Annotated in this window: 12 protein-coding genes; 6 read left to right on the forward strand and 6 right to left on the reverse strand. The window is 71.3% G+C overall.

Translation table 11 applies throughout. The features are described 5' to 3' along the window. Positions 1-213: 213 nt before the first annotated feature. Positions 214-1,104, reverse strand: a complete 891-nt coding sequence (locus tag ACWCXB_RS22045; protein ID WP_450725150.1) for a TIGR01777 family oxidoreductase — start codon at positions 1,102-1,104, stop codon at positions 214-216. Between the two features lie 17 nt (positions 1,105-1,121). Continuing rightward, positions 1,122-1,805 (reverse strand): GntR family transcriptional regulator, encoded by a 684-nt coding sequence (locus tag ACWCXB_RS22050; protein WP_450725151.1) that lies wholly within the window; start codon positions 1,803-1,805, stop codon positions 1,122-1,124. 112 nt (positions 1,806-1,917) lie between these two features. On the opposite strand from ACWCXB_RS22050, the gene ACWCXB_RS22055 reads away from it, so the two are divergent. From ACWCXB_RS22055 to ACWCXB_RS22070, 4 genes are read left to right on the forward strand one after another with little or no spacing between them, the layout of a single operon-like run. Further along, positions 1,918-3,243 (forward strand): MFS transporter, encoded by a 1,326-nt coding sequence (locus ACWCXB_RS22055; protein ID WP_450725152.1) that lies wholly within the window; start codon positions 1,918-1,920, stop codon positions 3,241-3,243. Then, positions 3,240-4,409, forward strand: coding sequence for an aspartate racemase/maleate isomerase family protein (locus tag ACWCXB_RS22060; RefSeq protein WP_450725153.1), 1,170 nt, complete (start codon positions 3,240-3,242; stop codon positions 4,407-4,409). Before ACWCXB_RS22055 ends, ACWCXB_RS22060 begins: the two co-directional genes overlap by 4 nt. Continuing rightward, positions 4,406-5,311, forward strand: a complete 906-nt coding sequence (locus tag ACWCXB_RS22065; RefSeq protein ID WP_450725154.1) for a polysaccharide deacetylase family protein — start codon at positions 4,406-4,408, stop codon at positions 5,309-5,311. Before ACWCXB_RS22060 ends, ACWCXB_RS22065 begins: the two co-directional genes overlap by 4 nt. Positions 5,312-5,343: 32 nt before the next feature. After that, positions 5,344-5,877, forward strand: a complete 534-nt coding sequence (locus tag ACWCXB_RS22070; RefSeq protein WP_450725155.1) for an N-acetyltransferase family protein — start codon at positions 5,344-5,346, stop codon at positions 5,875-5,877. Here the strand turns inward: ACWCXB_RS22070 and ACWCXB_RS22075 are convergent. Beyond that, positions 5,867-6,565, reverse strand: a complete 699-nt coding sequence (locus ACWCXB_RS22075; RefSeq protein WP_450725156.1) for a TetR family transcriptional regulator — start codon at positions 6,563-6,565, stop codon at positions 5,867-5,869. The two genes, ACWCXB_RS22070 and ACWCXB_RS22075, sit on opposite strands and share 11 nt — an antisense overlap. A gap of 122 nt (positions 6,566-6,687) precedes the next feature. Between ACWCXB_RS22075 and ACWCXB_RS22080 the strand changes: the two genes are divergently transcribed. After that, complete coding sequence (locus ACWCXB_RS22080) at positions 6,688-7,458, forward strand: SDR family NAD(P)-dependent oxidoreductase (RefSeq protein WP_450725169.1); 771 nt, start codon at positions 6,688-6,690, stop codon at positions 7,456-7,458. A gap of 24 nt (positions 7,459-7,482) precedes the next feature. Here the strand turns inward: ACWCXB_RS22080 and ACWCXB_RS22085 are convergent, their stop codons facing one another. Then, entirely contained in the window at positions 7,483-8,001 is a 519-nt protein-coding gene (locus tag ACWCXB_RS22085) for a DUF4240 domain-containing protein (protein ID WP_450725170.1), read from the reverse strand. Positions 8,002-8,111: 110 nt separating this feature from the next. Here ACWCXB_RS22085 and ACWCXB_RS22090 point away from each other — a divergent pair, with 110 nt between their 5' ends. Next, positions 8,112-9,032, forward strand: coding sequence for an SDR family oxidoreductase (locus ACWCXB_RS22090; protein WP_450725157.1), 921 nt, complete (start codon positions 8,112-8,114; stop codon positions 9,030-9,032). Here the strand turns inward: ACWCXB_RS22090 and ACWCXB_RS22095 are convergent. Together ACWCXB_RS22095 and aceE are read right to left on the reverse strand one after the other, a co-directional pair. Further along, complete coding sequence (locus ACWCXB_RS22095; protein ID WP_450725158.1) at positions 9,023-9,997, reverse strand: helix-turn-helix transcriptional regulator; 975 nt, start codon at positions 9,995-9,997, stop codon at positions 9,023-9,025. The two genes, ACWCXB_RS22090 and ACWCXB_RS22095, sit on opposite strands and share 10 nt — an antisense overlap. A 174-nt stretch (positions 9,998-10,171) precedes the next feature. After that, positions 10,172-12,847, reverse strand: coding sequence for a pyruvate dehydrogenase (acetyl-transferring), homodimeric type (aceE, locus tag ACWCXB_RS22100; RefSeq protein ID WP_450725159.1), 2,676 nt, complete (start codon positions 12,845-12,847; stop codon positions 10,172-10,174). Between the last annotated feature and the right edge of the window lie 412 nt (positions 12,848-13,259).

Genomic DNA, 13,259 nt, shown 5'->3' on the forward strand with positions numbered 1-13,259 from the left:
CTTCCCGAACGGGGGCTCCGCCCCCGCACCCCCTGGGCTCAAGCTCCCCCTACGCGGGCTCCCAGGAGCCCGTCCGGCGGGGACGGACGGGCCGGCCCATCCGCGGTACGGGGGCACTTCAAGCCCGCACGCGGGCCGCCCCGCGGTACAGGGGTGCTTCGGCGCCCACGCGCGGGGCGCACGGGGCACGGGGCACGGGGGCAACGTCCCCGATCAGTACAGGGCCGCGCGGATTGCTTCGTCGATCGACGGGTGCCTGAAGGTGAAGCCCGAGTCGAGGAGCTTCTTGGGGAGGACGCGCTGGCTGCCGAGGACGTCCTCGGCGAACTCGCCGAGGGCGATGCGCAGGGCGAAGGGCGGGACCGTGAAGAGGGTCGGGCGGTGGAGGACGCGGCCCATGGCCGCCGTGACCTCGTGGTTGGTGAGGGGGGCCGGGGCGGTGAGGTTGACCGGGCCGGAGAGGGTGTCCGTGTCGATGATGTGGCGGAAGGCCGCGACCTCGTCGTCCAGGGAGATGAAGCTCCAGTACTGGTGGCCCTGACCGAGCCGTCCGCCGAGTCCCGCCCGGAAGATGGGGAACAGGCGCCCCCAGGCGCCGCCTTGGCGCGCCACGACCAGCCCCGTACGGGCGAACGCCACGCGGATGCCCGCCTCTTCGGCCGGGGCCGCCGCCGCCTCCCACTCCTCGCACACCGACGCGAGGAAACCCGAGCCGGGCGGCGCGCTCTCGTCCACCGAGCGCTCGCCGGTGTCGCCGTAGTAGCCGACCGCGGTCCCGCAGACCAGCACCCGCGGCGGCACCTCCAGCGAGGCCACCGCCTCCGCGATCGCGGCCGTACCGAGCACCCGGCTGTCCCGGATCTCCTTCTTGTACGCCTCCGTCCACCGCCGCTCACCGACCCCCGCGCCCGCCAGGTGCACGACCGCCTCGCAACCGGTGAGCCCCGCCGCGTCCACGTACTGGCGGAGCGGGTCCCACTCCACCTCGCCCGCCGCCCGGGCGGCGCGCCGAACGAGCCGTACCACCTCGTGCCCGTCCGCCCGCAGGGAACGAACCAGTGCCGTACCGATGAGCCCGGTCGAGCCGGTGACCGCGATGCGCATGTGGCCATCCTGCCGCATCAGGTGAACAACAGCCGGAGTGCGACGTTCCGGTAGTGCTGCACGTGCCGCAAAGAGCAGTCCGCCGCCGCGTCCGCGTCCGCCGCCGCGATCGCCTCGTACAGCTCCCGGTGCTCGTCCCACAGCGGGCCGGGATCGTCGATCTGCTGGAAGAGCCAGCGCAGCCGCCCTTCCAGGGACTCCAGTGTGGAGGCGAGCAGTTCGTTGCCGGACAGCTCCACGATGTGGTGGTGGAACGCGGCGTTCGCGCGCGAGATCAGCTCCGCCCTGCCGGTCGCCGTGGCCTGCCGGGCCGTCTCCAGCAGCTCTTCCAGTTCGCGCAGCTGCTTGTCGGTGCGCCGCTCCGCGGCGCGCCGCACCGCCAGCACCTCCAGCGCCTCCCGCATGTCGAAGAGGTTCTCGACGTCCTGCCGGGACAGCTGCTTGACGACGATGCGGCGCGGCGAGAGCGCCTCCAGGAACCCCTCGCCCAGCAGGATGCGGATCGCCTCGCGCACCGGGACCCGGGAAACCCCGAACTCCTCCGCCACATCGCGCTCGACGAGCCGGTCTCCCGGCTTGAGCCGCCCCGTGATGATCCGGTCGCGCAGGCCCTCGCAGACCTGGTCGCGCAGCCGGCCGATTCCGTTGCCGCCGGCGTCCCCCGTCGCATCGGCCGACGCCCTCGCGTTGGTCCCGGTCACGGTTCCTCCCCGTATCGAAGTCATCACGGTATACCAAACGCTTGACGACTCCCGGGAGTGCCTTCATTGTTTGGTATACCAAAACGCCGGTTCAGCGAATCGAGGGTTTGCCATGAAGACACCAGCGGTCGGCAAGACCGTCAGTGAAAGAGCCGCCACCCCGGCCGGCCCCAGCCCCACCCGCGTCCGCTGGAAGATGTTCGTCCTCCTGCTCGGCGTCGTCGCGCTCAACTACATCGACCGCGGCTCCGTCTCCGTCGCCCTCCCTCTCATCACCGAGGACCTGGGCCTCTCCAAGGAGACGACCGGCTTCGTGCTCAGCGCGTTCTTCTGGACGTACGCGCTGATGCAGATACCGAGCGGCTGGCTCGCCGACCGCTTCGGCGCCCGCCGCATGGTCTCCGGCGCGTGCGTGGGCTGGGGCATCGCCCAAGGTCTCACCGCGGCATCGACCGGCGCCGGATCGCTCCTCGGCTACCGGCTGCTGCTCGGCGCCGTCGAGGCCCCCGTCATGCCGGCCGGCGGCAAGCTCAACGCCCAGTGGCTGCCCGCGAAGGAGCGCGGACGCGGCGCCGTCCTCCTCGACGGCGGCGCCCCGCTCGGCGCCGCCCTCGGTGGCATCGTCATCTCCGCGCTGATCGCCTGGACCGGCAGCTGGCGGCTCAGCTTCGTCATCGCGGGCATCCTCACCGTCGCCATCGGCCTCTACGCGGGCTGGTACCTCCGCAACACCCCGGCCGAGCACCCGGGCGTCAACGCCGCCGAGCGTACGTACATCGAGACCGCCCATGCCGAGGAGGACGCCGTCGGACCCGCCGACGAGCGCACGGGACTGCGCCCGTACCTCCGGTACCGCACCTTCTGGGCCATGTGCCTGGGCTGGATGGGCTTCAACGGCGTCTTCTACGGACTGCTCACCTGGGGCCCGCTCTACCTCGCCGAGACCAAGGGCTTCGACATCAAGACCATCGGCTGGTCGACCCTCGTCATCTTCGGCGCGGGCTTCGTCGGCGAACTCATCGGCGGCTGGCTCTCCGACCGCTGGAAGGCGAGCGGCGCCGGCGCCAACAAGGTCATGCGCACCCTGATGGGCGTGGCGGGCGCGGCCGTCGTCGCCGGACTGCTCGGTGTGGTCCTCGTCCCGGACGCGATCACCGCGGTCGTGCTCCTCTCCGCCGTGCTGTTCTTCCTGCGCTGGGCGGGCCTGTACTGGTCGCTGCCGTCCACCCTCGCCGGGCGGGCCAACGCCGGAGTCGTCGGCGGTGCCATGAACCTCTCCGGCAACATCGCCGGGATCGTCACGCCGATCGCGGTCGGCTTCATCGTCGGCGGCACCGGGTCGTACACCTGGGCGCTGCTCTACTTCGTAGGCGCAGGTGTCCTGTTCACCGTTTCGTCCCTCGTACTCGACTACAGCAAGAGGCTGGCCGTCCGATGACCGCATATCGCCTGGGGATGCTCACCCCGTCCTCCAACACCTGTCTGGAGCCGGTCACGTACCAGCTCCTGGACGGCGTACGAGGTGCCGTCACCGCCCACTTCGCCCGAGTCCCCGTCACCCGCATCGCCCTCGACGGCGGCTCCGACGCCCAGTTCGATCCGGCACCCATGCTCGCCGCCGCCCGGCAACTCGCCGACGCGCGGGTCGACGTCATCGTCTGGAACGGCACCTCCGGCTCTTGGCTCGGCCCCGACCGTGACCGGGCGCTGTGCGCCGCGATCACCGAGGCCACCGGCATCCCCGCCACCACCTCCACGCTCGCGCTGCTCGACGCCTGCGCCGCGTACGGAGTGACCCGGCTCGGTCTCGCCGTGCCCTACACCCAGGACGTTGCGGAGCGCATCGTCACGACGTACGCCGCCGAGGGCCTGGAGTGCACGCTCGCCGAGCCGTTCGGCATCGGCGACAACGAGGCATTCGCTCGGATCCCGGAGGTGCACGTCGCCCGCCAGATCGAGGCGGCAGCCGCCGCCGCGCACGCCGTCGCCGTCGTCTGCACCAACGTGTACGGAGCCGCCGCCGCGACCGGACTCGAAGAGGCCCTGGGCATCCCGGTCTTCGACAGCGTCGCCGCCACGTTGTGGAAGGCCCTGGACCTCGCGGGCGCCGCGCCCGCCCTCGAGGGCCACGGTGAGCTGCTGCGCTCCGGCAGCCTGCGCGCCCGCTTCCAGGACGTACTGCGGCAGCTGCGCGAGGCCACCGGTGCCGCCCGAACCACCCTCAGGCTCGACCTCCCCGCCCACCGACTGCACGTCGATCTGACGGCCGCCGAGGCACTCGGAGGGGGCGTGCGGTCCATCCGTCGCGACGCCTCCCTCGACCAGCGCCGGCTGAACACCGTCGAGTGGCTGGAACGCCACCGGATCCCCCTCGTCCAGCCGCACTTCGCTGCCGACCCGCACCCGCCGCAGGCGCTCGTCGACGTCTACGGCGTGCACGCCCAGATGCTGTCGCCCGTCGTCCGCGACGGCGCGATGACCGGCTGGATCTCGGTCCACAGCCTCGACGAGCGGAGCTGGACCGCCGACGACACCGCCGAACTGGCCGCCGCCACCGAGCGCGTACAGCACATCCTTGACACCCAGGAAAAGGCACTCGCATGACCAAGGACATCAAGATCGCGCTCGGCGTCGATGTGGACGCTGTCGCCGGCTGGCTGGGCTCGTACGGCGGCGAGGACTCCCCGAACGACATCCAGCGCGGCGTCTTCGCGGGCGAGGTCGGCACCCCGCGCCTGCTCAAGCTGTTCGCGCGGTACGGGATACGCACCAGCTGGTTCATCCCCGGCCACTCGATCGAGACGTTCCCCGAGCAGACCCGGATGGTCGTCGAGGCGGGCCACGAGGTCGGCGCGCACGGCTACTCGCACGAGAACCCCATCGCGATGAGCCCGCAGCAGGAGGAGGACGTCCTCGCCCGCTCCGTCGAGCTCATCGAGGAGTACACCGGACGGCGGCCGCGCGGCTATGTGGCGCCCTGGTGGGAGATGTCGGCGCACACCGCCGCGCTGCTCCACACGTACGGCTTCTCGTACGACCACAGCCAGAACTACCGCGACTTCACCCCCTTCTACGCCCGCGTCGGCGACAGCTGGACGAAGATCGACTACACCAAGGAGGCCAAGGAGTGGATGAAGCCGCTCATCCACGGTAATGAGGTGGACCTCGTCGAGTTCTGCGGCAACTGGTACGTCGACGACCTGCCGCCCATGATGTTCAACAAGCACGCCCACAACAGCCATGGCTATGTCAGCCCACGTGCCCTGGAACAGGACTGGCGCGACCAATTCGACTGGGTTCACCGCGAACTGGACTACGCGGTACTGCCCGTCACCCTGCACCCCGACGTGAGCGGGCGACCACAGGTGCTGCTCATGCTCGAGCGCTTCATCGAGTACGTCTCCGGGCACGACGGGGTCAGCTTCTGCACCCTGGAGGACGCGGCCGACGACTTCCGCCGCCGCTTCCCCTTCGAGGGCGCCGAGCGTCCCGCCGACATGCGCTGACCTCGGGGGCGGGCGCCTGGCACAGTGGCGGCATGTCCGAGCCCGACACGCCGCCACTCGCCATACGTCCGGCCCGCAGCTCCGACGACGCCGCACTCGCGGAGCTGGACCGGGCCACCTGGTCCACGCTGCATGCCGTGCTGCCGCGCCCGATGCCGCCGTACGAGCCGTTCTTCGACGAGACTCACCGGCCCGACGGCTATCTGGTGGCAGAGAAGGGCGTACCCGGCGAGGGCGGTCGCCGGATCGCCCCCGCCGGGTACATCCGTCTCGGGTTCCCCACCCCGCTCTCCTGTAACCGGCATGTACGCCAGATCCAGGGCCTCGCGGTGGCCGACTGGGCCCGCGGGCAGGGGGTCGGACGGGCGCTGCTGCGGGCCGCGGGCGACGAGGCGCGGCGGCAGGGCGCGGTCAGGATCACCCTGCGCGTGCTCGGCCACAACACACCCGCCCGGCGGCTGTACGAATCCGAGGGCTACGTCGTCGAAGGCGTCCTGCCCGGTGAGTTCTTCATGGCCGGGCGGTACGTCGACGACGTACTCATGGGCCGCTCGCTCACCCGGTAGCGGGCGCCCCGCCCCGCGCCCCGCCCCGCGGCCCGGTGGTCAACGGGCGCATCCCGCCCATCAGTTCCCGCAGACACCGCACCGCGAGGGCGGCCGGTGCGTCCGCCGTCCCCGCCGTCGGCGCGTCCGTCTCCGCCCAGGTCTCCAGCGCCACCCGGATCGCGTCCGTGGCCGCCGCCGCGGCGAGCCGGAGGCCCAGCGGGTCGGCGCCCGGGCCCGCCAGCGCGGCCAGCACCGGCAGCAGCCGTTCCTCGGACTCCTGGTTCACGCGGTACCAGACGGCCCGCAGCGCCGGGTCCGCCGCGGCCGCGCGCAGCAGCCCCCGCGTCCAGCGCAGGCCTTCCTCCGCCTCCTCGCCCTGCCCGGACAGCGCTTCGGCGATCGACCGCTCCAGCGCCTCGGGCACGGTCGTGTCCGGCCCGGCTGCCGCCAGCAGCGCGCGCCAGCGCTCGGCGCCGCCCGCGAGCAGCGGGGCGACGGCGTCCTGCTTGCTGCGGAAGTAGCGGTAGAAGGTGCGCAGTGCGACCCCGGCGCGCTCGGCGATCTCCTCGGCCGTGGTGCCGTCGGGCCCGCGTTCGGCGAACAACTCGGCTGCGGCGCGCGCGATGTCGAGCTGGGTCGCCGCCTTGCGGCGCTCGGTCAGCGACGGCCGCGGAGACGTCTGCGAGGACGGTGCATGAGTGCTCACCGGAGGAAGCGTACGCCCGAGCGACTCCCGGGGGCACGACTGGCCAGTATGGCAAAACGTGCCACCCAGGCGTACCGTGTGCCGCTGTGCCTGCCGTACCCGTCGAGGAGTGGAGACAGAACATGCACCGCTACGAAGGCCGCCGCGTACTCATCAGCGGCGCCGGCTCCGGCATCGGCCGGGCCACCGCGCACCGGATCCTCGCCGAGGGCGGCCACGTCGTCGCCGTCGACGTCAACGAGGAGGGGCTGAAGTCCACCGTCGCCCGCGCCGCGGCCGACGGCACCGCGGCCCGCCTCACCACCGCCCTCCTCGACATCTCCGACGAGGCGGCCGTCACCACGGGCGTCACCACCGCCGTCGACACCCTCGGCGGACTCGACGTACTCGTCAACGCGGCCGGAATCCTGCGCTCCGAGCACACGCACAGGACCTCGCTCGACCTCTTCAACACGATCATCGCGGTGAACCTCACCGGCACCTTCCTGATGATCCGCGAAGCCATCCCGGCGCTCCTCGCGGGCGACAGGCCGGTCGTCGTCAACTTCTCGTCGACGTCGGCGAGCTTCGCGCACCCCTATATGTCGGCGTACGCGGCGAGCAAGGGCGGCATCCAGTCCATGACCCATGCCATCGCGAGCGAGTACAGCAAGCAGGGCCTGCGCGCGGTGTGCGTCGCCCCCGGCTCGATCTCCTCCGACATGACCAGCGGCACGGGGCCCGGCCTCCCCGCCGACGCCGACATGTCGCTGTTCGCGAAGCTCGCCCCCGCCATCGGCGCCGGCTTCGCAAGCCCCGACACGGTCGCGGGTGTCGTCGCCATGCTCGGTTCGGACGACGGTGCCTTCATCACCGGTACGGAGATCCGTATCGACGGCGGCACGCACTTCTGACACCACGACAGGCCCCGCGAGCAGTCACATCCCGAAGCGCTCCCAGAGCGAGGGGAAGCGCTCAGCCAGCGCGCGGTCGTCGTCGAAGTCGAACGGCGTGCCCTCCGGCTCCGCCGCCTGCGAAGGAATCCCCAGATCGGGTGCGACCGTGCCGGTGAGCTGCTCGTACGCCTCGTCCGCCGCGTACCCCAGCTCCTCCCCGTCCCCGTCGATCTCCTCGTCGAAGTCGTCCAGGAGCTCGGCGAGGGAGTCGGGGTCGTGCACCGCGCCCTCGAAGACCTCCCGTCCCTGGCCGATCAGCCAGCACCGGAAGTAGTCGAAGGCGTCGTCGCTCGCGCCGCCCAGCAGCACGGCGGCCGCGCCCCACACATCCCAGCGGTACGCACGGTTGTAGCGCGCCTCGAAGTGGCGGGCGAAGTCCAGCACGGAGTCGGGATCGAGCTGCAGCAGCCGTTCGACGAGCAGGTCGGCATGCTCCTCGGGGTCGCCCTCGGCGGCCTCGCGAGTGCTGTCGATGATCTCCCAGAACTCCGTCTCGTCCATCACGGGACAAGCATCGGGGTTTGCGGAGAGTGGCGCACGCGGAGTCACCGAAATGCTGCCTTTCGGAAATGTGGACAGAGGGTGTCCGATTTTCCTGCAAGCGTTGCAACATGACGACCGACACAGCACTGCAGGGGAAGATCGCGCTGGTCGCGGGCGCGACACGGGGCGCGGGCCGCGCCATCGCCGTACAACTGGGCGCGGCGGGCGCGACGGTCCATGTGACCGGCCGTACGACGAGGGAACACACCAGCGAGGTCGGGAGGGCGACGGAGACGATCGAGCAGACGGCGGAGCTCGTCACCGAGGCGGGCGGCAGGGGCATCGCCGTGCCGACCGACCATCTCGACGTGGAGCAGGTCCGGGCGCTGGTCGCCGGCATCGACAAAGACCACGGTCGGCTGGACATCCTCGTCAACGACATCTGGGGCGGTGAACACCTCATCGTCTGGAACACCAAGATGTGGGACACCGACCTCGAGAGCGGGCTGCGCATGCTGGAACTCGGTGTCCGCAGCCACATCATCACGAGCAGCTGCGCCCTGCCGCTGCTCGTGCGCAACCCCGGCGGACTCGTCGTCGAGATCACCGACGGCACGGCCGAGTCCAACCGGCGCTTCCGCGAGAACTTCTACTACGACCTCACCAAGAACGCCCCGATCCGGATGGCCTTCGCGCTCGGCGAGGACCTGAAGAGCGTCGGCGGCACGGCGGTCTGCATCAGCCCCGGCTTCCTCCGCTCCGAGCAGATGCTGGAGGTCTTCGGGGTACGGGAGGAGAACTGGCGGGACGCCATCGCCGAGCAGCCGCACTTCGCCGTCGCCGAATCGCCCGTGTACGTGGGCCGGGCGGTCGCCGCGCTCGCCGCCGACCCGGAGCGGGCGCGGTGGAACGGCCAGTCGCTCTCCAGCGGACAGCTCGCCAAGGCGTACGGCTTCACGGACGTCGACGGAAGCCGTCCCGACGCATGGGCGTACTTCGAAGAGGTCGTCCACGGCGGCAAGGACGCGCCGGTGGACGACTACCGCTGACGGGCGTCGCCCGCGTAGAGGGCGTGCAAACGGGCCCCGGCCTCCGCGAACCGCTTGCGGAGATCCGCGGGTTCCAGCACCTCCGCCTCCGCGCCGAGGGAGAGGAGCTGACTGAACGCCACCACCTCGGACTCCACGGGCAGGGCGACCGTGACCCGGCCCTGCCCGTCCGGCGGGCCCGCGGCCGCCAGCGCCTCCTCGGCGGCGGCGCGGTCCGTGACGTACGGGAGCCGGCGGGCGCCGTCGGGGGAGAGCCGGACGACGATCTCGGTGCGCAGGATCGAGCGGGCGAACTGCGCGGCGCGCTCCTCCCAGAAGGCCGGGAGGTCGAAGGACTCGTCCCGTGCGAAGCGGCGCTCGGTGAGGGCGACGGCGGTGAAGCGGTCGATCCGGTAGACGCGGAACGACGCGCCGTCGGCACGGGCACACAGGTACCAGACCCCGGCCTTGAGGACGAGCCCGTACGGCTCCAACTCCCGCTCGGCGTCCCGGTAGCGGGCGGCGAGCACCCGGTCGTCCCAGACGGCCTCCGCGACGACCGGAAGCAGGTCGGGCGTCTCGGGCTCCTGGTACCAGCCGGGCGCGTCCAGATGGAACCGCTGCGCCGCCGACCTGGAGGCGTCGCGCAGTGACGGCAGCAGCGCGGCGGACACCTTGAGCTGTGCGGCGGAGGCGGCGTCCTCCAGGCCCATCTCGCGCAGCGCCCCCGGCAACCCGGACAGGAACAGCGCCTCCGCCTCCGTCCTGGCCAGCCCGGTCAACCGCGTCCGGTACCCCCCGATCAGCCGGTACCCTCCGGCCCGCCCCCGGTCCGCGTACACCGGAACCCCGGCCTCCGACAGCGCGAGCGCGTCCCTGGTGATGGTCCGCTCGGACACCTCGAGCTCCTGGGCGAGCTCGGCGGCGGTCATGGAGGGCCGCGACTGGAGGAGGAGGACCATCTTGATGAGCCGGGCAGCACGCATGAAGTCATTGTCGCGGGGCCGGCCCCGTGTGCCCCGGTGCGCCCTGCGGAGCGTGCCGCCCACGTCCGGCGGACCGGGGTGTCCGTCCGTCCTCAAGCGCCGGACGGGCATCAAAGGAGCCGCCCCCGGCGCCCGATGGGCGACGGGGGCGGCACAACGCGGCGCGCGCGGGCCTCAGAGGCCGTACTGCTCGCGGGCGTCCTTGACCGCCGACGCCGGGACCTCGCCGCGGCGGGCGAGCTGGGCCAGGGCGGCGACCACGATCGACTGGGCGTCGACACCGAAGTGACGGCGGGCCGCCTCACGCGTGTCCGACAGACCGAAGCCGTCCGCGCCGAGCGAGGACCAGTCCTGCTCCACCCACTGCGCGATCTGGTCCGGGACCTGGCGCATGTAGTCGCTCACCGCGAGCACCGGACCCTCGGCGCCCTCGAGCGCCTCGCGGACGTACGGGATACGGGACTCGCCGCGCAGCAGCGCCGCGTCAGCCTCCAGCGCGTCCCGCCGGAGCTCGGTCCAGGAGGTCGCGGACCACACGTCGGCCGTGACGTTCCAGTCGGCCGCGAGCAGCTGCTGCGCCTCCAGCGCCCAGTGGATCGCCGTACCCGAGGCGAGCAGCTGGATGCGCGGGTTGTCCGCAGCGCCCTCGCCCTCCTTGAAGCGGTACAGACCGCGGACGATGCCCTCGTCGACGCCCTCCGGCTTCGCGGGCTGCGGCATCGGCTCGTTGTAGACCGTCAGGTAGTAGAAGACGTCTTCGGCGTTCTCCCCGTACATACGGCGCAGACCGTCCTTGACGATCGCCGCGACCTCGTAGGCGAACGCCGGGTCGTACGTCAGCGCCGCCGGGTTGGTCGCCGCGATCATCGGCGAGTGACCGTCCGCGTGCTGCAGACCCTCACCCGTCAGGGTCGTACGACCGGCCGTGGCGCCCACCAGGAAGCCCTTGCCGAGCTGGTCACCGAGCTGCCACATCTGGTCGGCGGTCCGCTGCCAGCCGAACATCGAGTAGAAGATGTAGAAGGGGATCATCGTCTCGCCGTGCGTCGAGTACGCGGTGGCGGCGGCGATGAAGTCGGCCATCGAACCGGCCTCGGTGATGCCCTCGTTGAGGATCTGGCCGTTCTTGGCCTCGCGGTAGTACATCAGCTGGTCGCGGTCGACCGGCTCGTACGTCTGGCCCTTCGGCGAGTAGATGCCGAGCGACGGGAAGAGCGACTCCATACCGAAGGTGCGGGCCTCGTCGGGGACGATCGGCACCCAGCGCTTGCCGGTCTCCTTGTCCCGGATCAGGTCCTTGACCAGGCGGACGAAGGCCATCGTGGTCGCCACGGACTGGTTGCCGGAGCCCTTGTCGAAGGCGGCGAACGCCTTCTCGGCGGGCGCGGGCAGCGGGGCGACCGGGTGGACGCGGCGGGCCGGGGCCGGGCCGCCGAGGGCCGCGCGGCGCTCCTGCAGGTAACGGGCCTCGGGGGAGTCCGCACCCGGGTGGCCGTAGGGCACCTGGCCGTCGGCGAAGGCCGAGTCGGAGATCGGCAGGCCGAGCAGGTCCCGCATCGTCTTGAACTCGTCCACCGTCAGCTTCTTCATCTGGTGGTTGGCGTTCTTGGACGCGAAGCCCTCGCCGAGCGTGTAGCCCTTGACCGTCTGGGCCAGGATCACCGTCGGGGCGCCCTTGTGCTCCAGGGCGGCCTTGTACGCGGCGTACACCTTGCGCGGCTCGTGGCCACCGCGGGAGAGGTGGAAGCACTCGAGGATCTTGTCGTCGGACAGCAGCTTCGCCATCTCGACGAGCGCGGGGTCCTTGCCGAAGAAGTCCTCGCGGATGTAGGCGGCGTCGCGGGTCTGGTACGTCTGGACCTGCGCGTCCGGCACCTCACGGAGGCGGCGGACGAGGGCGCCGGTGGTGTCGAGCTGGAAGAGCTCGTCCCAGGCGTTGCCCCACAGGGTCTTGACGACGTTCCAGCCGGCGCCGCGGAACTGGGCCTCCAGCTCCTGCACGATCTTGAAGTTGGCGCGGACCGGGCCGTCGAGGCGCTGCAGGTTGCAGTTGATGACGAAGGTCAGGTTGTCGAGGCCCTCGCGGCTCGCGAGCGCGAGTGCCGCGGTCGACTCGGGCTCGTCCATCTCGCCGTCGCCGAGGAACGCCCAGACGTGGGACGCGGAGACGTCCTTGATGCCGCGGTTGGTCAGATAGCGGTTGAAACGTGCCTGGTAGATCGCCGAGAGCGGGCCGAGACCCATGGAGACCGTCGGGAACTCCCAGAGCCACGGAAGCCGGCGCGGGTGCGGGTACGACGGCAGACCGTCGCCGCCGGACTCCTGGCGGAACTTGTCCAGGTGGGCCTCGGTGAGGCGGCCGTCGAGGAAGGCGCGAGCGTAGATGCCGGGGGACGCGTGACCCTGGATGTAGAGCTGGTCGCCGGAACCGTCGGCCTCCTTCCCGCGGAAGAAGTGGTTGAAGCCGGTCTCGTAGAGCCAGGCCGCGGAGGCGAAGGTGGCGATGTGGCCACCGACGCCGTACTTGGAGCCGCGGGTGACCATCGCGGCGGCGTTCCACCGGTTCCAGGCGGTGATCCGGCGCTCCATCTCCTCGTCGCCGTCCACGGTGGGCTCGGCGGCGGTGGGGATGGTGTTGACGTAGTCCGTCTCGAGCAGCTTGGGCAGGTCGAGCCCGGTGACACCCTCGGCGTGCTGGAGGGTACGCCGCATGAGGTACGCGGCGCGGTGCGGGCCGGCAGCCTTGGTGACAGCGTCGAGGGAGGCCGCCCATTCGGCGGTCTCCTCGGTGTCACGGTCCGGGAGCTGGTCGAGCTCGCTCGGAAGCAGCTTGCCTACGGGGTCGGTCATGTCGCCGCCTTCCGGTGAGGAGGGGGGTGGAGATAGGGGGCCTTGTCTGGCAGGACGGGGCCGTGGACCGGTGAGTCCGTCGTCGACTGTAAGCCGACGATCGATGATCGATCAAAGTGTTGAGCGAAAAACCTCTTCAGATCGACAAAGTCGGCACAGGGTGCCGCGAGCTGGGGCACCCGGTGCCGGGTTTTTTGCTTGCGGGGCTCCGCCCCACGGCCCCGGGACCGAGGGTCCACCCGGGTGGGGGTCCGGGGTCATGCGGTGTGCCTCCGGCGGGGGTGGCGGTGTTGCCCGGTGCCGGGTGGGCGTCCGGGGTGTCCGTCCTCAAGCGCCGGACGGGCTTGGTGCGGCTGCTGTGGGTGGGTGGTGGTGCGGTGCCCCTCCGGGCTCGCCTCCTCGGAAATCGGTG

It is taken from the genome of Streptomyces sp. NPDC001514, assembly GCF_053597075.1.